Origin of the sequence: Clostridium intestinale (assembly GCF_035905475.1) — a bacterium.
Lineage (GTDB): Bacteria > Bacillota > Clostridia > Clostridiales > Clostridiaceae > Clostridium_T > Clostridium_T intestinale.
Genome location: NZ_CP121166.1, coordinates 1,564,719 through 1,585,675, shown reverse-complemented (window position 1 = coordinate 1,585,675; position 20,957 = coordinate 1,564,719). Strand labels below are relative to the sequence as shown.

Genomic DNA, 20,957 nt, shown 5'->3' with positions numbered 1-20,957 from the left:
AATCATAAAAAGGAACAAATAGAACTTAAGACTATTTGTTCCTTTTTAGATTTCTAGGATTTAACTTAATTCATCAATATCCCATATATTTTTTCCATCTTTAATATAGCCATATTCTATAGTATCAAAATCTATAGTTTCATTTTGTTTATTATAATAGGACATAGGTATTTCAACCTCTAAAGAACCATATTTATATAATTTGCCTTTCATATAGTTTTTTTTCATGGTATCAAAATTATGAACAAGTCTTATACCAAGATTAGAATCGCTATGATAAGTAGCTCTCCAAAAGTCAGTGCTTGTTACATCTTTTTTTAATTTTACTTTTACATTTTTATACATAATGATTCCTCCATATTATATTTGACTTGTATTATAATTATATTTTATCAAAGTTTAAAAATATATAACACAAATAGATAATTAATATTGAAAATTATATTAAAATAACTTAAGCTATACTAATAGGAAAAAATTTGTAACATTGGAGGAGATGGGATGATAAGAAAACTAAAGGAATCAGATAGACTGATTTCATTAAACTTTCTAAGCGATGAACCTGCTATAAATTTATTTATAATCGGAGATATAGAGAATAATGGGTTTGATGAAGATTTTCAAGAATTATGGGGTTCTTTTAATGAAAATCATGATTTAGTAGGTATTCTTTTAAGATATCATGAAAGCTTTATTCCTTATTTTAAGGATAAAAACTTCAATGTTGAGGAATTTAAAAGAATAATAAATTCTTTTAATGGTTGTAAAATTATCTCAGGAAAAGAGTCTATAGTAGTTAAGTTTATAGATATTTTAAAAGATCCTAAAGTAAAATATATGAACTTTTGTGAGTTAAGGAATAATGAAAAATTAAGTGCCGATAAAAATAATATTTTTATAGCAACAGAAAAAGATGCCAAGGAAGTTTATGATTTATTACTATCAATTGATGAGTTTGATACGATAAGTACAAATTCTCCAGAGCGAATTTCAGAAAATATAAAGAGTAAAACTTCAAGAATATATTATTCAAAAAATGAAAAAGATGAAATATGTGCGGTTACTCAAAGTACAGCTGAATGTACTAAAGCAGCTATGATAGTTGGAGTAGCATGTAAAAAAGAGGATAGAAAAAAAGGACATGTTACAAAATGTTTATCTAGTTTATGTGACGATTTATTAAAAGAGGGAAAAAGCTTATGTTTATTTTATGATAACCCTAAAGCAGGTAATATTTATCACAAATTAGGATTTGAAAATATAGATAGATGGACAATGGCAGTAGAGAAGGAAGAGTAGAGGTGTAAAATGTTATATTTAGAAGAGTTATCAATGAATGCTTGGCCAGCGATACAAACCATTTTATATGATGGTTGGATTTTAAGATTTGCCAATGGATACACAAAAAGGGCTAATTCCATAAATCCTGTATATTTTTCTAATGAAAATATACACGATAAAATAGAAGAATGTGAAAAAATCTTTAAGGAGAAAAATATACCTATTGTTTTTAAGATAACACCCAAGATTTTTCCTAATAACCTAGATAAAATACTAGAATCAAAGGGTTATTTAGTAAAAGATATTACTAGATTTCAGACTCTTGATATAGAAGAGAGTGACTTTGAAGTTTCTCATAACATAAAAATAGAAAATGATTTTAATGGGGGATGGTTAGAGGCATTCTGTAAGTTAAATAAGTTAAGTGAAGAAAATAAAAATACTATAGAAAAAATGTTTAACAATATAATTTCTGAGAAATTTTTTGTTTCAATATTGGATGAAGATAAAATTGTTGGATGCACATTAGGTGTTTTAGAAAGAAATCACGTAGGTATTTTTGATGTAATTGTTGATGAAAATCATAGAAATAAAGGATTAGGAGAAAAATTAATAAAAGCTACTCTTAGAAAAGCTAAAGATAATGGAGGAGAAAAGGCTTATTTGCAGGTAGTAGATAACAATATCTCCGCAATCAATCTATATAAGAAAGTTGGTTTTAAAGAAATATATAAATATTGGTATAGGATTAAATAGATAAATTGGTCTAATTTATCTATTTATTACATAAAGTATATATGAATATAAATACTTAGGAGAGCTATAACAATGCATTTTGTGGAAGTTGAAGATAGAGTGAAATTATATGTCAAAGACTTGAATCCAGGGTATGAAGATGCTATAGTTTTTATTCATGGATGGCCAGTAAATCATAAGATGTTTGAGTATCAATTAAATTTTCTACCTAATTATAATTTTAGATGTGTTGCTATAGACTTAAGAGGTTTCGGAAACTCTGATAAACCTTGGCATGGCTATTGTTATAATAGATTAGCTGATGATATTAGATTTGTTATAGAAGAACTGAACCTTAGAAATATAACATTAGTAGGATTTTCAATGGGAGGGGCTATAGCAATAAGATATCTATCTAGATATAAAAAAAGCAGAGTGAAAAAACTGGCTTTATTATCAGCAGCAGCTCCTGTGTTTACGAAAAGAGAAGATTATCCCTATGGGAAAAGTATAGAGGAAGTAAATAAGTTAATTTTAGATACTTATGAAAATAGACCGGAAATGGTAAGTAAGTTTGGAAAAATCTTTTTTAATACGGAAGTTACTCCTAATTTTAGAACCTGGTTTAATAGTCTTGCACTAGAGGGGGAGAGTTATTCAACAATAAAAACAGCTGTATCTTTAAGAGATGAGGATTTAAGGAATGATTTAAAAAATATAGATGTTCCAACTGGAATTTTTCATGGAAAAAAAGATACGGTTTGCCCTTACGAACTTGCGTTAGAAATGAAAAAAGGTATAAATAATTCAGTTTTATATACTTTTGAAAATAGTGGACATGGTATCTTTTATGATGAATTAGAGGAGTTTAATAAAAAATTTACAGAATTTATATTACAAGGTTAGTAGAAAAAAGTTGTTGCAAATTTCAGTTTTTAAATGATTTGCAACAACTTTATTTTTTAAACTTCTTTATCATTAGGATAATATTGTTTAAATGCTTTATCATAATCTTCAGGTTTATTGAATTCTTGAACTTCACTTATGTAGGTGCCTTTTTCATCATGAATTTTTTCTTTATATACAGTCTTAAAACTATCACTGTCTTTAACTTTATTTGATTTTCTCAATGCTTACACCTTCTTTTGATTTAATAGAAAAAGAACAAATAGGATTAAACTAACACCATTATAAATAATTTATTATACATAGATAATCTTTCGACTAAATACAAATAAATCACTACCTATAACAATGAGTCGTTCCACCATATAAAATATCTACACGACCTTATAGAACCTTACGGCTATATAATATCATTACAACACCTTATATGATGTTAGCTAAACCCTATATGATAAGTTGGAATATTAGTATAATAAGAAATTTTGGTTTCCGACTACAAAAACACTTTTCATAACCATATAGAATTCACTAGAATTAAGTATAAATTTATACTTAATTCTAGCAAGCTTAAATAAATCTAAAAGAATTATTTAAGTATTGGCTTAATCACTATTTGTTCCTTGATATTATATTAACCCAAATTGGCTTTTATATTCTGGTAAGTTAAGGAATTAAAAACCTCTTTTTTTAGCTTCAACATAACTGTCATTTTTGCCAGGCTCCTCTATAGTCAGAGAAATTTGATTTTTAGACCATTGATCTTGCGTTTTAGTTCCATTTCTTAAAGCATTTTCCTTAGTAAAAGTTCTTTTATTATCATTTTTCATAACTACACCTCCTTATTTCATTCTTTATTAGTATTAATAAATATTAAGAAAATATCATAAGGAGTTATAACCTAAAAAAGAAATTTTGGGCAAAATATAAGAAAGGCTTGGGGTAAACAAGCCTTTCTAAATGATGAAGGGTAAATCTATATACTAATATTTCATTTTGTGCCGAAATGAAATGAATAGTATCGAATAATATAGGAAAATATTAAAATTTTCCATTTAAAGCTGTATATATAAAATTAAATATATATACTATATTTATGTAGATAAATGAAACACTCCACTATCCATAATTAGTATATGATATAAATTCAAAAAAATCCATAGTTAAAATGAAAAATTCATTAAGAAGTTCATTTTTTAGTTGGTTAAGACTATAGATTGATTAAATCTCTTTTGAATTAAGAGGAGAATTTAGTAGTAATTGAATATATTGTAATAAGGAATAAAATATTAAAGATTTACTATAGTATTTCTTTTAGGTAGGTGATAATCATTAAAACTCTTAGATTTATTCTAATGATTATTCTTTTTATAGGAATTTTAGCTGGTTCTATTTTTACCACCAATTTAGAGGTTAAAAAGTTTTTACAATTATTTTTAGTGGCTGGACTTTTCATGACAGCAGTAATAAAATTCTTTAAAAAACTGTGAAACTTTTTAAAAGGTATTCCTAAACTTGTGAGGAATACCTTATTTCTATAAAAACAATTTGCTGTTAATTCTTTTATCATACTCTGACCAACTACCTTCGGGAGTAATATCTCTAATCTGCTGAACCTTATTCATGGTAGCATCTATGTTATCAGCAATACTTAAAATCAAAGCTTCTTCTGTTTTAGGTTCCCTAGGCGAACCATACTCTAATTTTCCATGATGTTGGACTATGCAAGCTTTTATTCTTGATTTAAATTCCTCAGTATAAAGAGTAGGTTGTTCATTAAAAGCCTTTTCAACCATTTGAGTACCTATAACTATATGACCTTCCATTTCTCCTCTTAGACTATATCTAAAGGGAGAATCATGATAAAATTCACATATTTTACCAATATCGTGAAGCTTAGCCCCCAATATAGCAATTTCTTTACGCCTTATTCCGTAGCTATATGCAAGATGTTTAGTTAGTTTCATAACCCCTAAAGTATGTTCTGCAAGGCCACCACGATAGTTATGATGTTGAGAGACTCCACCAATGCCTGATTTAAACATATCTAAAAATTCCTGATCCTTAAAGAAAAATTCATTTAAAGTTAAAACATCTTTGCTTTTAAATTCTTCTAAAGAAATTTTCTCAATCTCAGCTAAAAGATTAGATATATCACCATTATATTTAGGCAAAAATATATCTAAATCTGGATTTTTTTCAATTTCATATTCTGAAACTTCGAAAATAGAAGTATATTTTCCTTTAACTTTCAAAACCATTCCTAATTCTAAACTTGTATTTGCAACTATAGATGCTTTAAAATCTCCAGAACTATCTCCTAAAATAATAATATCCTTTTTACCATCCTTATATAGTTTTCTAATTATCATAAAAGTTGATTTAATAATTGATTTAGAAATATGTATATCTTTAGCATACACTTTATTATTCATAACATTCACCTCATCAAAGACATTAAATTTATTATAAGAAAAACAAATTGAAATTATTCTAAGGAAATAGTAGATTAAAATTACAATTTATTTCCAAAATATGTAAAGTATGATAATATATATTTAAAAGAACCTATATGTGTAGGAGGAAGATGGATGAGTTACAAGAATTATTATTATGGAGATATAAATATGGATATAAATTTATCCATGAGAAAACTACAAATATTAAGAGAAGATTTGTTTAAAGACAAACCTTTTTATAAAGGAATATATAATAAGTATAGAATAAAAACGCTTAAAAAAATTATAAAAAGCGGATTTCCCCAGCCAGCCATAGTTGTTTCATTAAATCCATTTTTAGTAGCAGCTTACTCAGATGACTTAGATTGTGTAGCTATTTTAGCTTTTCCAAAAGATTTAATTAATGAATACAAACTTACTATTGGATCAAAACTACTTTCATTAAATACTTATAAAAATGGAAATGAATATGACAACGATATTATGCCAGGTGAGAATCCAAAAGGATTATGGGTAGGATTTACACCTAATATAGCGGATTTTTTATCTGAGGATATGGAAATTATCGAAAGGAAAAAATTAGATATATCAGATGAATATTGGGGACGTGGATATGAACTTGGATTAAAATATATAAATAATTTTCCAGATGTACAAAGAAGTGGTGAACCTCTTTTATCAGGAAAAATACCTTTGGGAATATAAGAGGATGTTTTAGATCCTCCTTTTACCAAAAGTTATCAAGCTTATCTAAGGTAAAGACAAAATCATAATAATAATCACCATAATTACTAGTACAACCATAATCAATTAAACGTAAGCTATTATCAAGGAATCCCCATGAGGTAGGGGAATATAAATCTTCCTCTAAAAGATAGAATTTATCTGTTAAAGTATCAAGATAATTTTTAATATGTGAGTATCCTGTAAAATTACTAATGTTTATATATTTTGTTTTAGTAAAAAAAGACATAGGTGTAGCTCTCCTCATAACTATATGTTTTGGAGTAAAGTATTCTATTGGGCATAATATAGTTTTCAGATTACTTGAAGCATTTTGAAAAACATAATTTTCTACAGAATTTTGATAAAAACCATCTATACCCTTGGAAATTTTAATTACATATTCGTCATCAAGAGCATAAACTCTTCTTGCGATACCTTCCCCTAAAAAATGATATTGAGCAGACATTTCCTTTGGGGATAATTTATCTAATTCCTTTGTAAGTTCTTCCCACATTATTATCTCCAGTAAATTAATACACTATTAGTTTACTCAAAAAATCCATAATGTGATACAAAATGAAAAAAGGAAACCCCTATAAAAAAGAGTTTCCAGAAAATTTTCTAATTAAAAAGCCCAATTTCCATACTTAAATACTTGGATTTTTTCGTTATTATAAGTATAACCAACTATATTTAAATCATCTGTCCCTATCATAAAATCAACGTGAGTTAAAGAGTCATTTGCCCCTCTTTTAACAGCTTCTTCATTTGTAATTTTATCGCCATCATCAAAGCAAGGATATGCCTTACCAATAGCAAAATGACAGGAAGCATTTTCATCATATAATGTATTAAAGAATATTATGTTTGAATTAGATATAGGTGAATCGTGAGGAACTAATGCAACCTCCCCTAAGTAGTGAGATCCTTCATCTGTTTCTATTAAATGTTTTAAAGTATCGTAACCTTCCTCAGCTGAAAAATCAACAACTTTTCCATCTTTAAATGTTAATGAGAAGTTATCAATTAAATTACCACCATAATTAAGTGGTTTTGAAGAAAATACAGTTCCATTGACCCCAGTTTTTAAAGGTAGAGTGAATACTTCTTCAGTTGGCATATTTGCTACAAAATATCTGCCATCAGCACAGGTTTCTCCACCTCCAACCCAAATATGTCTTTCAGGTAATTGTACTCTAAGGTCTGTTCCTTTGGAATTAGTGTAATGTAACTCTTTAAAATTATTGTCATTTAAGAATTTACTTTTCTCTTGCAAGTTATCTATATGAGCTTTCCAAGCCTCATTTGGATTTTCTGTATCAATTCTAACTATATTAAATATATTTTCCCAAAGTTTTGCAACTGCATCTTCAGTAGATAAATCATTAAAGACTTTTTTAGCCCAGCCTTCAGTTGGAACTGAAACGACACACCAAGGACATTTATTTGACATTAAAAGTTCAGAAAAATCCTTGTTAGCTAATTGCATAGCTTTTTGAGCTGTTGATATTTTTTCTGTATCAACACCCTTAAGGTTTTCAGGGTCGGATGCAGAGATGCTAATGAAGGCAGCTCCTTTTTTTGCATAATAAAGTTTTGATTGCACTTTCCAATCAGGAACCTCTCCTAAAGTTTCTAGAGAAGCATAAGTTAAATTTATTTTTGTGAATTTTTCATCTGCCCAATGAATAGTAACTTCTTTAGCACCTTTTTTGTAAGCTTCTTCAGCCATCTTTCTAGCAAAGTCAGCACATTCTATTGGAGAGTTTATAACTAAGTAATCATTTTTTTGTATATTTACTCCTGTCCCTACAGCGAGAGAAGCATATTTTTGTAATAATTTTTCCATTTATTATCACTCCTTCAGTTTTATTTTCTCAAATCTTGCCTTATATTTCAAGCTGTAAGCATATTTTAACCTTTATATGTTAAAATTAATAATACTGATAGATGAAGTTTTTAGCTAAAAATAGTATAATTAGCTTATTATGATTTATTTGGAGGAAAAAATGAAGAAGATTTTACTTATAGATAGTAATTCACTTATGAATAGAGCGTTTTATGCGTTGCCACCACTTACTAATAGCGATGGTATCCATACTAATGCCATATATGGGTTTACTAATATGATTTTGAAAATACAGGATGAAATAGTCCCAGATTATATAATAGCAACATTTGATAAAAAAGCACCAACTTTTAGGCATAATGAGTATGCGGAGTATAAGGCAGGCAGAAAAAAAATGCCGCCAGAGCTTGCAGAACAGTTTCCTTTAACTAAGGAGCTACTTAGCTATTTAGGTATACCTATATTTGAATTAGATGGGTTTGAAGCAGATGACCTTTTAGGTACCTTATCTAAAAAGGCAGAAGAAGATAATATAGAAGTATATGTCTTAACTGGAGACAAGGATGCGCTTCAATTAGCATCTGATACCACAAATATAATAATTACTAAAAAAGGTGTATCTGAAAAGGAAGTTTATAATAGACAAAGAATGCAGGAGGATTTTGGAGTTACACCTCTAGAATTTATAGATGTAAAAGGACTTATGGGCGATAAGTCTGATAATATACCAGGGGTTCCTGGAATAGGGGAAAAAACAGCTTACAAATTAATTCAGACCTATGGAAGTGTAGAGGGTGTATTAAACAACATAGCTGATATTTCAGGTAAAAAAATAAAAGATAATTTAGAAACTTACAGTGAACAGGCAATTTTCAGTAAAAAGCTTGCAACTATTATGAGGGATGTACCTATAGAATTTTCTTGGGATGAAGCTCTTCATAATGAAAATATAGATAAGAGAAAAGTTAGAGAATTACTAATTAAGCTCGAAATGAAGTCTCTTTTAGGTAGATTTCAAGAAGAGAATATATTAGAAGAAAAAGAGGATATTAATTCTCAAACTATAACCACAATATCAGATTTCAAAAACTTAATGGATAAAATATCAAAAGATGTTTATATAATATCTGAACTTATAGAAGAGAATGTTTTTTCAAAAATTAATATAAATAGGCTTTACTTAAGTTCTAACAATGAAATTTTTATTATAGAATGTTTAAAGATAGAGAATGAAAATTCAGAAGAATATATTAAAGCACTTAAATTTCTTTTTGAAAATGAACAAATAAAAAAATATTCCTATAGAATAAAAAATACTTTAACTGTTTTAAGAAAATTTAATATTGAGCCTAAAGGTATAGAATTTGATGTTGAGTTAGCAGCTTATATAATAGATTCATCAAAGGGTAAATATCCATTAGAAATCCTTTTAGAAAAATACTTAAATAAAGGAATTAAAGCAGAGGGTGAAGAAGAGAAGGTTTTTGAGGCTTATAATCTTAAAAATCTAGTTGATATGTTAAGAGAGAAGCTAAAAGAAGATGAAATGGAGGATCTGTACTACAATGTAGAGTTACCGCTTGCAAATGTACTATCTTCTATGGAAGCGGAAGGTTTTAATATAAATAAAACAATGCTAGAAGAATTGTCAGTTTCATTTAAAAAAGAAATAGATGAAAAAGGAAATAAAATCTATGAGCTAGCAGGTGAGGAGTTTAATATAAATTCGCCAAAGCAGTTAGGCAAAATACTGTTTGAAAAACTTGACCTTCCTCCAGTTAAGAAAACAAAAACTGGATATTCAACTAATGCAGAGGTTTTAGAAAAATTAGTAGATAAACACCCAATTATAAAAGAAATAACCTATTATAGACAAATAACAAAGATATACTCAACTTATATTGAAGGGTTAAAAGCTGTTATTGATGAAGATGGAGGAATACATTCAAGCTTTAATCAGACAGTTACAACAACAGGAAGATTAAGTTCAACAGAACCTAATTTACAAAACATCCCTATTAAATATGAAATGGGTAGAGCTATAAGAAAAGTATTTATTCCTAAAGAGAAGGAAGATGTTCTTATATCAGCTGACTATTCTCAAATAGAGTTAAGAGTTTTAGCACACATGGCAGAAGATGAAAATATGCTTCATGCATTTAGAGAAAATATAGATATTCATACTAAAACTGCTTCAGAAGTTTTTAAAGTTCCATTAGATGAGGTAACTAAGCTTATGAGAGGAAGAGCTAAAGCTGTTAACTTTGGAATAGTATACGGGATTTCAGACTTTTCTTTAGCTCAAGATTTAGGGATTACTAAAAAAGAAGCTGCAGAGTATATGCAGATATATTTTGATAGATATCCTAAGATACAGGGATTTCTTCATGAGGTAACGGAAAAAGCTAAAGAGTTTGGATATGTATTAACAATTTTAAACCGTAGAAGGTTTATACCAGAAATACTATCTTCTAATAAAATATTAAAAGCCTTAGGGGAAAGATTGGCAATGAATGCTCCTATACAAGGAAGTGCTGCTGATATTATAAAAATAGCTATGATAAGGGTTTATGAAAAACTTAAAGAAAATGGACTTAAGAGTAAACTTATACTTCAGGTTCATGATGAACTTATATTAAATGTTAAGCCAGATGAAATAGAAGAAGTTAAGGAACTAGTTAAAAATGAAATGGAGCATGTATTAGAATTAAATGTTCCGCTTGAAGTTGATGTAAATATAGGTGACACTTGGTATGATGCAAAATAGGGGGTAATAGTATGTTAAAGGTCGGATTAACAGGTGGAATTGGAACGGGAAAAAGCACTGTTAGTAAATTTCTTAAAGATGCTGGATTTCCTATAATTGATGCAGATGTAATATCTAGAGAGGTATTAGATAAATACCCAGATATATTAAAAAGAATTAGAAAAGAGTTTGGAGAAGGTTTTTTTGACTGGAAAGGTGAGTTTAGAAGAAAAGAATTCGGTAACCATATTTTTAGATTTCCAAGACTTAGAGCTAGATATGAAGAGATGATAATTCCTTATATAATTAAGGAAATAGATGAGGCTTTCAAAAAATTAGAAGATAAAAAGGCTAAGATTGTGATATTAGATGCGCCAACATTAATAGAAAATAATTTACATGAAGTTATGGATTTAGTTGTTGTTGTTTGGGCTGATCACAATACACAGCTTTCAAGGATTAAAGATAGAGATAGACTGGGAACAGGAGAGGCTCTTCAACGAATAAATGCCCAGCTTAGTTTAGAAAAAAAGAAGGAATATGCAAATATAATAATTGATAATTCCAAAGACATTTTAAGTACAGAAGTTCAAGTTAGAGATTTAATAGGGATACTAAACCTTTATAAATAATTTCTAAGGAGTGAAGAATGAAAGCAAAAAAAAGAATAATAATAATTTTGTGTATAATTATATTTCTTGTATTTTTTAGAGAATGTATACTTAAAATTGTGTATCCTTTAAAGTATAAAGAAACCATAGTTGAGTATTCTGAGGAATATAATCTAGATCCATATTTAGTAATGGCTATAATAAAAACAGAGAGTAACTTTCAGAAGGATGTAGTATCTCATAAACAAGCATATGGACTTATGCAGATGACAGAGCCAACGGCAACATGGATTGTAGGAGAGATGAAAAAAACAGATTTTAAGTACAGTGATTTATTTGATGCTGATACTAATATAGAGATGGGTTGCTGGTATTTAGATAACTTAAGAACAGAATTTAATGATATTGATTTAGTACTTGCTGCCTACAATGCTGGACGGGGAAATGTTAATAAGTGGCTTGATAATTCAGAGGTTTCAAAGGATGGGGTTAATCTTCACAATATCCCTTTTGGAGAAACAGATAAATATATAAAGAAGGTTAAAGTAAATTACAATATCTATAAATTTTTATATGGGGGCATAGGGAAAAAAAATGAAGGTTAAAGTAACAATCGCAGTGGTGTTATTACTTAATCTTGTATTATTTGGTATATGGTTTGTTTTTATTAAGCCATATACCTTTACTATAAATACAGGAATAAGTTGGAGCGAAAAAGAAAAAGCGAAAGAAGAAAAAATTGTACATGATTTTATAAGCAATAACCTAAGCAAAAAGGATTATGGTATATACACTACTTATTTAGAAAAACCTAATGATAAAGAAACAACTAAAGGTCATAGTGTACTATCTGAGTCTCAGGGATTATGGATGTTATATGCCGTAGGTGCTAATGATAAAGATGCTTTTGATGAGAGTTATGGAATTATTAAAGATAGATTAATAACCTCTAAGGGTTTGGTGGCTTGGAGATATGACGATAATGAGATTTCGAAAGGTTCTTCAACCATTGATGACCTAAGAATAATAAAAGCACTTATATATGGATCTGACAGATGGCAGGAAAATAAATATAAACACCTAGCAGCAAGTATTTCGCAGCACCTATTAAAAAATGTTGAAGACAATGGATACATATTTGATTTTAATGATGGGAGTTCAATAGGACAAGATGTTACTATTTGTTATCTAGATTTAACAACCATGAATTATCTAAAAGAGAGCAATAAAAAGTGGGATAAGATATACGCTAATTCATTAGATCTTATAAAAAATGCTCAGATAACTAAAGGACTACCTTTGTTTAAAAAAAGCTATAGACCTAATTCACGAGAATATTCTAATGAGACAGAAACAGAATTGGTATATTCACTTATAGCTTTAAAGTATTTACAATCGGCAAATATTGATATAACTCCAGAACTTGACTGGCTATGGAACGAGTTTAATAAAGATAAAAAAGTATACATAAAATATTCACCTAAGGGAGAAAAATTAAGTGATATAGAATCTACGTCTATATATGCTTTTATAGGTGAATTATTTGAGAATGATGGAAGATTTAACGAAGCTGAGAATGTTAAAAAACGTATGGTAGAATTTCAGATAAAAAATAATACAAGTCCAGTATATGGAGCTTTTGGTGAAGAAAAAACCATGGATATATATTCTTATGATAATTTAAACGCATTAATTTTTTTAAGTTCAAATGGGCTAGATGATTAAAAGAATACAAGTAACAAATATATGGTTTTAATAGATGGTATAGTTCTAAAAATAACTAGAAAATTCTTTAGAAATGCTAAAACATTGACAAAACAGTGATATGGCATTATGATATTAAATGTAGTAAAAATAAGCAGATGTGGCGGAATGGCAGACGCACTATCTTGAGGGGGTAGCGAGTGTACTCTCGTGCGGGTTCAAGTCCCGCCATCTGCACCATATAAAAAAAGAGAGGTTTTATCTCTCTTTTTTTATCGTTACAGATATTGTTTTTAAAGCACTTATAAGCCTATCTATGTCTTCCATTGAGTTAAAAGCTGCTAGGGAAGCACGAACAACTCCATATCCTTCACCACTTTTAAATAGCTCATAAGCTTCAGCATTAGAGAGTCCAAGTAAATCTTGAACATAAATATCAGCACCTGAAAATCCAGCTGTAACAGTAAGTCCAAATTGAAAGCCTAAAATGCTTCCAAGCTTTTTATAAGAAATACCATCCATATTAAAAGAAACATATGGAAGGTTTGAAGTGTTTTGTTGTGGAGCATAAATAGTTAAACCAGGAATTTCTTTAAGTTCTTTTATCATATAGCCATAAAGCATATCTTCGTAATCTGAAATATTTTTAAGTCCAATACTTTTTAAGTAATTAAGAGCTTCACCAAATGAAATTATTCCCATGAAATCAGGATAACCAGCTTCATGAGATAAAGGAGAATCCTTTAAAATGTATTTTTCGTCATTTACAAAATGAGTTACTCCAGCGCCATAAGTCATTGGATGATATTTATCTAAAAACTCTTTTGGACCAATAAGAACTCCTCCAGATTGACCTGTATAACATTTATGACCATCGAAAGAGATAAAATCTATATGTTCTGGGTCAGAATGGGCTTTCATTGAAAATGGCTTATGTTGAACAAGTTGTACAGCATCTAAAAGAATTTTTGCACCATATTTATGAGCTAAATATGCCATTTTGTAGTAAGGAGTAACTATTCCAGTAATATTTGATGCTGCTATAGCAGCTACAAGTTTAACTTTCCCTTGATATTTTATTAAAAGATCTTCGTAATGGTTCATATCTATGTTGCCATCAGTAGTAAGTCTAACTAATAGAGTTTTAAAGCGAATTCTAAATGGCAGATAATTAGCCATATGATCCATGCGAGTAGTAATTATAACTTGATCTGGATCATCCTGTAAGGCAATGTGGCTTAAAAGATTTAAAGCAGAAGTAGTTGTGTCTGTATAAACAACTGAATCAAGTTTACTGTCTCCACCAATATAATCAATAATAATATTTCTTACATTATTGTAAGCAGTTTGAATTTGTTCAGATAAATAATTTTGCTCATTGTGATAAGAATAATGATGAAGAAGTGATTCAACTTTTTCTACAACCACTTTCGATATTTGGGGAGTTGCAGCGTTATTCATATATACGCGAGGAATATATCCAAGGGTGGTTTTCATGTAAGTATCAGTTCCAAAGAAATGATTCCTCCAAGGTGATGTAATCATAGGTTTCCTCCATATTTAATTAAATGTAAAATACACTACAATATATTCCTTTAAAAGATGATATGTGTTCCAAATTGGTTAATAAGTCATGAAAAGCATGTATAATGAAATAAAAAATAATTAATAGATTGGATAAAACTCATTGTAAAAAATTATATAAGAAAAAAGATAGATTTATTTAAAAATCTATCTTTAAAATAGTTATAAATTTCCAGGGGAATTAATTAAATTTAACAAATTATCTACCATCAAATCAACCTTATTAAGACTTTCAGTTCTAGTATTTTGGAGGGTAATTATTTTTTCCATTTCTATGTTTGCTGCATCAAAATTCTTATTTTTTATATTACTTTTTGTTGCTTCTGTAGCCGTTTTTATAGGTTGTAAAGTGTTCTCTAACTTGGTGATTTCATTTTGGGTATTTTTAAGTTCAGTCTTAATTTTCTCTAAAGTTTCATCGTCAAAAGACAAATCTCCTTTTAGTTTTTCATGAATGGTTCTGGTTTTTACTTTAATTTCATTTTTTAAAGTTTTATTAGTTTCACGATTATTTTTAATTATTTCTTTATTACTGTTAAGAGAATCTCTTGCAGCTTGAAGAGTTTGCTTTTTAACTAATAACTCTTGCTTTTTATTTAAGTTATTAATTAACTTAGAATTGCTATCTTTTGCATATGCAGAAATTCCAGGTATAGATAATGAAGCTATTAATAGAGCTGATAAAAATCTACCTTTTATATTTTTCATTTTATATAAACCCCTTTCAATTATTGCTTATAATAGAATCTAACTCATCAAAATTATCTATTTCTAGTGAATCAAGTACTTTATCTAGACTTTCTAACGTCGAATCTATATTTTTAGTTGAGATTTTAGCTTCTTCTTTAATTTCTTTTGAGGTGGATGTTTTATTTTTTAAGCTACTAATCCTACCACAACCTACAGTTGACAAGATTATTATAAATATAAGTGATAAACAAATATTTTTTTTCATAGAACACTTCCTTTCAAAGATACTTATCTTATATATAGTTTAATCTAATGAATTAGGATAAATCTCCGAGGATTTGCGGCAAAATTGTGGCAATAATATATAGAATAGCAATAACAATTATTTAACATGGTATAATTTATTTAACGTGGTACTGAGGTGGTGCAAAATGCAGGATAAGTTAATATATATTGCCGATGATGAAGTCAAGATTCAAGATTTAATAAAAATGTTTTTGAAAAAAGAAGGTTATGAAGTAGAGACATTTAGTGATGGAAAGTTACTATTAGAAGCATTTAGAAGAAAATCTCCTGATATGATACTTTTAGATATTATGATGCCTAAGTTAGATGGGCTAGAGGTTTGTACTGAAATAAGAAAAGATAGTGAAGTTCCTATAATAATAATATCTGCTAAGGATACAGAAGGAGATAAAATAGCTGGTTTAATGCTTGGAAGTGATGATTACATGACGAAACCTTTTAGCCCTGTTGAGCTAGTTCTAAGAGTAAAAAGTATATTTAAGCGTATTGAATTTCAAAAGAATTACAATGAAAAACAAGATGTGATTTATATTTTAGATTTGATATTTTATCCAGACAGAAGATATGCTCTTTGTAATGGTATAGATTTAAAGCTTACCCCTATGGAATTTAATTTATTCTTATATCTCATAGAAAATAAAAATAAAGGTGTAAGTAGAGAGGAATTATTAAATAAGGTATGGGGATTTGATAGTGAGGTAGATACTAGAGCAACTGATGATATGATAAAAAGAATAAGAAAAAAGTTAATGGGAGTTAATTCTAAGGTGAGGATTGAAACTTTATGGGGATTTGGGTTTATGATATCTGATGATGAAAAGTAAAGAGGTTTATGAGATGAAAAGAAAAAGTATTAAAAATAGAATTTTTACTTCACAGATAGTAATAGTAGTTGTTTCTCTTTTAGCAATAGCTTTAATGTTTCAGCTATGTTTAAGAATATATATACAAAAAGAGACAAAATCTCAACTTATAAAAGTAGGTAGCTTAGTTGAAGAGTCTATTAAGAGTAATGAGACATTAGAGCGTAATAGGGTATTGGAGGAAGGTGAATTATACTTAAATATTAAATATGCGATAATTGATGAAGATAGATCTATTATATACCCAAAAAGCGAAGATTCAAGAGAACTTCATGTATTGGAGAGTAGAATACTTCCTTCAATTAATAGTAACAGGTGGATAAGAAATAGCATAAATAGAAATAAGGTTTTCTATTTTAACTCAGATCGTAAGAAATATGGTGCTGTTTTTTATAATGTAGATAATAAATATTTATTTATTTACTCAGATTTAAATAAAGTTAGAAAAGCAAATATAATGGTCAATATTATATTGATTCCCGTAATTTTAATTACTCTAATTGTAACTGCAATAGTATCAAATAAAGTCTCTAAAAAAATCTCTAAACCTATATATGAACTTAGCCAAAATGCTAAAAAAATAGGTGAAAGAGATTATACTAAGAAAAAAATATATTATGAAGATATAGAGATAGATAATTTGTCTAATACAATGAATGAAATGGCTTATAAGTTAGAGAATTATGATATAACTATGAAAACTTTTATGCAAAATGCTTCTCATGAACTTAGAACACCCTTAATGTCAGTTCAAGGATATGCAGAGGGAATAAAATATGGTGTAGTTGAGGATGAAGAAAAAGCCATAGATATTATAATAGAGGAAAGCAAAAGATTAGCTAATCTAGTAGAGGACTTATTATATTTAACAAAGATAGATTCTAATAAGGAAGAGATGAAAGTAGAAAGAATTAATGTTGATGAGTTAATAAAAGGTTCTATTGAAAGAGTTAATGGAATAGGGATGAGAAATAACAGGATCATAAGATACAATCCTATTCTAGAAGTTGTTGAAGTAACAGGAGATGAAGAAAAACTAACTAGAGCTTTAATTAACGTATTAGGAAACTCATTAAGGTATGCGAGTAAATATATAGATATAAAATTAGAAAAAAAGAATGAAAATATAATAATTATTATAGCTGATGATGGAATAGGGTTTAAAGAAGAGAAGATAAATAGTATATTTGAAAGATTTTATAAAGGCGAAGGGGGAAACTATGGACTTGGCTTAGCGATAACAAAAAGTATTATAGAAAGACATGGTGGCAATATTATGGCGTTCAATAATATGCAAGGGGGAGCAAGTTTTAAAATAGATTTAATGATGACACCAATAGAAAAGTATGATAGAATAATATAAATTAATAAAGAAATGTTTTGCAAGGGCGCAGTATGTAATTACTGCGTCTTTTTTATTTAAGGGGGAGGAGAAAATGTACAAGATAGCAGTGTTTGTAGATAATTTAGGTGAAGTAACTACTTTTGATAAGCAAGGTCATTTGAGGGTGTTTTCTAAGATTCAAGGAAGCTGGCAAGTGATAAGAGATTTGATTATATTGCCTATAGCTTCAACCGAAATACATGAGATACGTGATAAATTTAAGGCAATTTCATCTGAAATTAGTGATTGTAATGTAGTTGTAGCAAAAAAAATAAGCGGAGTAGCTTATAATATACTAAGTTCATCAAAAATAGTTGTTTGGGAATGTGAAGGAAGGCCAGAAGATTTTTTAGATGATATTGTAGATGAAGAAGAAAAACTAAAAAAAGATAAAGAAACTTCTAAGAGTATAGAAGTTATTATTGAAGAACACATAAAGAAAATAAGAGAGGGACATTATTATATCAGTTTAGATGATATTCAAAATAGAAATGAAAAACTATCGTCAAAGCAAATAATAATTCCATTTTTAGAAAATAAAATTTATGAAAAATTGGACATAAGCTGTAGTCATATACCACCTTGGTTAGAGAGCAAAAGTAAAAGCTATGGGTTTAGTATGAAGATTGAAGATGAATGTACAAATCAGTTAAAGATAAGTTTAATTAAAGAATAATTTTTAGAATAAGGGGGAAAATTATGAAAGAATATAATACTAAATATGGATTATTATGTGGTGTAACTTCGGCAGAATTTTATGAAGATGGAAGTTTAAAAGAATGTATATTAGATGAAAAAAATGAGATAAAAACCTTACATGGAACCTTTATTCCTCAGTATGAACAAGGGGAGATAAGGAGAAAATACAATAGTTCAATTTCTTTTTATGAAAATGGGTCTATTAAAGTTATAAACTTAAATAATGCGATGGATATAAAAATATTAGAAGATGTTTTTTCAGTAGAAAAGATAACTTTTTATGAAACTGGAGAAATAAAAAGAATATTTCACTTAAACGGAAAACTTAGTGGATATTGGGGAGAAGAAGATGAATATGAGTTAGCTAAAAAGTATAAATTTAATTTAGGATTTGGAAATTTTGAAAGTAAATTTATGAGCATTCAACTTTATAAAAACCAAAAAGTAAAAAGTATAAGCTTTTGGCCAGGAGAAAAAGTTGAGATTAAAACTAACTTTGGATTAATTTCTATAAGAACAGGAATTTCATTGTATGAAGATGGTAGCATAAAATCTTGTGAACCTGAAAAGCCAATAAGTATAGAAACATTAATAGGTAAAATTTTAGCTTATGATATTAGCTCTATGGGTATTCATGGAGAAAATAATTCTTTAAGCTTTTATGAAGATGGAAGTGTAAGATCACTAGTTACCTCAACTGATTGCATAGAGATAAAAGGTAAACAAGGAGAATCTATAAAATATACTCCATCAGAGAAAACTAATTTATTTAATAACAGTATTAAAGATATTGTTCCAGTGAAAATTGAGTTTAGTGATGGAAAAATATTTATTATGAATCATGAATATGATATAGATAAAAGCATTTTTAATATAGTTAATAACTTTAAGAAGATTAAAGTAAAAGAAAATGGATGTACTAATTGTGAATTGAAAACTTCAGGTATTCAACTTAAAATTTAACTAGAGAGATGTAGTTAGTGTATTTTAAAAATTACACCAAATAATGCATGTTGCATTTTAAATATCATTATTATATAATCGTATTAATAAATTGATACTGTTTCTGAGATATTTGTGAAGCTCTTATTTTGAACCTACACTTAAATTTCGGGAGTTCAAGATTTAAATATCTAATTTGACTTATAAGACCTAAATGGCAAGGACATAAAGATATTTGTGAGGACACCCACCTATCGCGAGATAGGGCTCAAAATTAGAGTAACGGTATTTTGGTTTCAATATTACAATTAAAATGTAAGTATTACTTCTGGGGTATTTGTGTAGCTCTTATTTTGAACCTACATTATAACCATGGGAGTTCAAGATTTAGATATTAAATTGACCTATAAGACCTGATGGCCAGGACATAAAAGTATCTGTGAGGACACCCACCTATCGAGAGATAGGTGTCAAAATTAGGGTAGCGATATTTTGGAAGTATAACAGTGAACATTTAAGAGGGGAGACCCTCTTTTTTATCGTTAGAGGGAATTATGAAAAGTAACTTATTGATAGAAGAGTATATTAAAAAAGCCGAAGAGGCTGAGAAAGAAAATAAACAACTAAAGGCTCTTAACTTATATTTAAAAGCTAATGAATTATCTAATGGGGAAGAGATTGAAGTGCTTATTAGTCTAGCGTTAATATATCACAACCTTGGAAAGTTAAAAGAAGCAAAAGCTTATTATAAGGAAGCAATATCCATAAACGAAGATGAAGAAAGAGCCTATTATGGATTAGCAGTCATTTATGATGAAAATTCGGAATATGAAAAAGCAATAAACTTGTACAAAAAAGCTATATACATAAATCCAAATTATAATAAAGCATATTTCTTTTTAGCTAATGCTTATGACATTTTAGGAGATAAAGAAAGTGCAATAAAATATTATGAAAAGCTTCTAGAACTTAATGAAGAGGATTTTTGGACTAACATAAATTTAGGTTCTATTTATGAAGAGTTAGATATAAATAATTTGGCATACAAGAAGTTTTCTAAGGCTTTAGACATAGATAAGGAACATTATTTAGCTTTATTTAATATGGGAGTTATAAGTGCTAAATTTGGAATGAGAGAAAAAGCTATAGATTATTATAAGAAATCAATAAAGAAAAACTTAGGATATGCCTATAGTTTTCTAAATTTAGCTGTGCTTTATAAACATGAAAATTTAGAAAAAGGAATAGAAGTATTAACTAAGGGTATTAGTTTTAATCCTTCCAGTCACTTCTTGTATTACAATAGAGCCTGCTTTTATGCTATTATACATGACTTTGCTAATTCTATTAAAGACTTAGAATTAGCTTTGAAATTATATCCAGATTTTATTAAATATATTTTAGAAGATGAGGAATTAGCCTTGGTTATAAAGCAGTCAGGATTTAAAAGATTAATAAAAAATAGCTAAGAACCC

At 28.3% G+C, this 20,957-nt stretch carries 22 protein-coding genes, 1 tRNA gene and 2 other RNA genes; 16 read left to right on the top strand and 9 right to left on the bottom strand.

Features of this window, described 5'->3' with window-relative positions; translation table 11 throughout:
• Positions 1 to 60 precede the first annotated feature (60 nt).
• Positions 61 to 345 carry a hypothetical protein gene (locus tag P8F83_RS08310; protein ID WP_021801621.1) on the bottom strand — a complete coding sequence of 95 codons (285 nt, stop codon included), beginning with the start codon at positions 343 to 345 and terminating at the stop codon, positions 61 to 63.
• Between the two features lie 156 nt (positions 346 to 501).
• Here P8F83_RS08310 and P8F83_RS08305 point away from each other — a divergent pair, with 156 nt between their 5' ends.
• From P8F83_RS08305 to P8F83_RS08295, 3 genes are all read left to right on the top strand, one after another.
• Positions 502 to 1,299 carry a GNAT family N-acetyltransferase gene (locus P8F83_RS08305; RefSeq protein ID WP_326514226.1) on the top strand — a complete coding sequence of 266 codons (798 nt, stop codon included), beginning with the start codon at positions 502 to 504 and terminating at the stop codon, positions 1,297 to 1,299.
• 9 nt (positions 1,300 to 1,308) lie between these two features.
• Complete coding sequence (locus P8F83_RS08300) at positions 1,309 to 2,037, top strand: GNAT family N-acetyltransferase (RefSeq protein ID WP_326514225.1); 729 nt, start codon at positions 1,309 to 1,311, stop codon at positions 2,035 to 2,037.
• Positions 2,038 to 2,109: 72 nt separating this feature from the next.
• A complete protein-coding gene (locus P8F83_RS08295; protein ID WP_326514224.1) occupies positions 2,110 to 2,922 on the top strand; it encodes an alpha/beta fold hydrolase in 813 nt (270 codons plus the stop codon).
• Positions 2,923 to 2,978: 56 nt separating this feature from the next.
• Here the strand turns inward: P8F83_RS08295 and P8F83_RS08290 are convergent, their stop codons facing one another.
• The 3 genes from P8F83_RS08290 to P8F83_RS08280 form a co-directional block, all read right to left on the bottom strand.
• Positions 2,979 to 3,146, bottom strand: coding sequence for a hypothetical protein (locus tag P8F83_RS08290; protein WP_326514223.1), 168 nt, complete (start codon positions 3,144 to 3,146; stop codon positions 2,979 to 2,981).
• Between the two features lie 447 nt (positions 3,147 to 3,593).
• Positions 3,594 to 3,749, bottom strand: coding sequence for a hypothetical protein (locus P8F83_RS08285; protein ID WP_326514222.1), 156 nt, complete (start codon positions 3,747 to 3,749; stop codon positions 3,594 to 3,596).
• A gap of 705 nt (positions 3,750 to 4,454) precedes the next feature.
• Positions 4,455 to 5,354, bottom strand: coding sequence for an HD domain-containing protein (locus tag P8F83_RS08280; RefSeq protein ID WP_326514221.1), 900 nt, complete (start codon positions 5,352 to 5,354; stop codon positions 4,455 to 4,457).
• A gap of 156 nt (positions 5,355 to 5,510) precedes the next feature.
• Between P8F83_RS08280 and P8F83_RS08275 the strand changes: the two genes are divergently transcribed.
• Entirely contained in the window at positions 5,511 to 6,083 is a 573-nt protein-coding gene (locus tag P8F83_RS08275) for a hypothetical protein (RefSeq protein WP_326514220.1), read from the top strand.
• A 22-nt stretch (positions 6,084 to 6,105) separates the two neighbouring features.
• On the opposite strand, the gene P8F83_RS08270 is transcribed toward P8F83_RS08275, so the two are convergent.
• Both P8F83_RS08270 and P8F83_RS08265 read right to left on the bottom strand, forming a co-directional pair.
• Positions 6,106 to 6,618, bottom strand: coding sequence for a hypothetical protein (locus tag P8F83_RS08270; RefSeq protein WP_326514219.1), 513 nt, complete (start codon positions 6,616 to 6,618; stop codon positions 6,106 to 6,108).
• Between the two features lie 111 nt (positions 6,619 to 6,729).
• Complete coding sequence (locus P8F83_RS08265; protein ID WP_326514218.1) at positions 6,730 to 7,953, bottom strand: aminopeptidase; 1,224 nt, start codon at positions 7,951 to 7,953, stop codon at positions 6,730 to 6,732.
• A gap of 160 nt (positions 7,954 to 8,113) precedes the next feature.
• Here P8F83_RS08265 and polA point away from each other — a divergent pair, with 160 nt between their 5' ends.
• The 5 genes from polA (at position 8,114) to P8F83_RS08240 (ending at position 13,254) form a co-directional block, all read left to right on the top strand.
• A complete protein-coding gene (gene polA, locus P8F83_RS08260) occupies positions 8,114 to 10,720 on the top strand; it encodes a DNA polymerase I (protein WP_326514217.1) in 2,607 nt (868 codons plus the stop codon).
• A gap of 11 nt (positions 10,721 to 10,731) precedes the next feature.
• Positions 10,732 to 11,331, top strand: a complete 600-nt coding sequence (gene coaE, locus P8F83_RS08255; protein ID WP_326514216.1) for a dephospho-CoA kinase — start codon at positions 10,732 to 10,734, stop codon at positions 11,329 to 11,331.
• A 17-nt stretch (positions 11,332 to 11,348) separates the two neighbouring features.
• Positions 11,349 to 11,915 carry a lytic transglycosylase domain-containing protein gene (locus P8F83_RS08250; RefSeq protein ID WP_238906204.1) on the top strand — a complete coding sequence of 189 codons (567 nt, stop codon included), beginning with the start codon at positions 11,349 to 11,351 and terminating at the stop codon, positions 11,913 to 11,915.
• Complete coding sequence (locus P8F83_RS08245) at positions 11,905 to 13,035, top strand: glycosyl hydrolase family 8 (RefSeq protein ID WP_326514215.1); 1,131 nt, start codon at positions 11,905 to 11,907, stop codon at positions 13,033 to 13,035. The genes P8F83_RS08250 and P8F83_RS08245 overlap by 11 nt, the downstream gene beginning before the upstream one ends.
• 133 nt (positions 13,036 to 13,168) lie before the next feature.
• Positions 13,169 to 13,254: transfer RNA gene (locus P8F83_RS08240), tRNA-Leu, on the top strand.
• An 18-nt stretch (positions 13,255 to 13,272) separates the two neighbouring features.
• Here the strand turns inward: P8F83_RS08240 and P8F83_RS08235 are convergent.
• The 3 genes from P8F83_RS08235 to P8F83_RS08225 form a co-directional block, all read right to left on the bottom strand.
• Positions 13,273 to 14,559 (bottom strand): aminotransferase class V-fold PLP-dependent enzyme, encoded by a 1,287-nt coding sequence (locus tag P8F83_RS08235; protein WP_326514214.1) that lies wholly within the window; start codon positions 14,557 to 14,559, stop codon positions 13,273 to 13,275.
• Positions 14,560 to 14,760: 201 nt separating this feature from the next.
• Entirely contained in the window at positions 14,761 to 15,306 is a 546-nt protein-coding gene (locus tag P8F83_RS08230) for a hypothetical protein (RefSeq protein WP_326514213.1), read from the bottom strand.
• A 16-nt stretch (positions 15,307 to 15,322) separates the two neighbouring features.
• Positions 15,323 to 15,553, bottom strand: coding sequence for a hypothetical protein (locus P8F83_RS08225; protein WP_315112422.1), 231 nt, complete (start codon positions 15,551 to 15,553; stop codon positions 15,323 to 15,325).
• Positions 15,554 to 15,719: 166 nt separating this feature from the next.
• Between P8F83_RS08225 and P8F83_RS08220 the strand changes: the two genes are divergently transcribed.
• The 7 genes from P8F83_RS08220 to P8F83_RS08190 all read left to right on the top strand — a co-directional run bounded on the left by P8F83_RS08220 (position 15,720) and on the right by P8F83_RS08190 (position 20,951).
• On the top strand, positions 15,720 to 16,418 hold the full coding sequence (locus P8F83_RS08220; RefSeq protein WP_315112419.1) for a response regulator transcription factor: 699 nt from the start codon (positions 15,720 to 15,722) through the stop codon (positions 16,416 to 16,418).
• Between the two features lie 13 nt (positions 16,419 to 16,431).
• Positions 16,432 to 17,820, top strand: coding sequence for a sensor histidine kinase (locus P8F83_RS08215; protein WP_326514212.1), 1,389 nt, complete (start codon positions 16,432 to 16,434; stop codon positions 17,818 to 17,820).
• Between the two features lie 73 nt (positions 17,821 to 17,893).
• Positions 17,894 to 18,517, top strand: a complete 624-nt coding sequence (locus tag P8F83_RS08210) for a Fe-only nitrogenase accessory AnfO family protein (protein ID WP_238906190.1) — start codon at positions 17,894 to 17,896, stop codon at positions 18,515 to 18,517.
• Between the two features lie 23 nt (positions 18,518 to 18,540).
• A complete protein-coding gene (locus P8F83_RS08205) occupies positions 18,541 to 19,503 on the top strand; it encodes a hypothetical protein (RefSeq protein WP_326514211.1) in 963 nt (320 codons plus the stop codon).
• 97 nt (positions 19,504 to 19,600) lie between these two features.
• A non-coding RNA gene (gene ssrS / locus P8F83_RS08200) (6S RNA) lies at positions 19,601 to 19,783 on the top strand.
• A 21-nt stretch (positions 19,784 to 19,804) separates the two neighbouring features.
• A non-coding RNA gene (gene ssrS / locus P8F83_RS08195) (6S RNA) lies at positions 19,805 to 19,985 on the top strand.
• A 51-nt stretch (positions 19,986 to 20,036) separates the two neighbouring features.
• On the top strand, positions 20,037 to 20,951 hold the full coding sequence (locus P8F83_RS08190; RefSeq protein WP_326514210.1) for a tetratricopeptide repeat protein: 915 nt from the start codon (positions 20,037 to 20,039) through the stop codon (positions 20,949 to 20,951).
• The last annotated feature ends 6 nt before the right edge of the window (positions 20,952 to 20,957 follow it).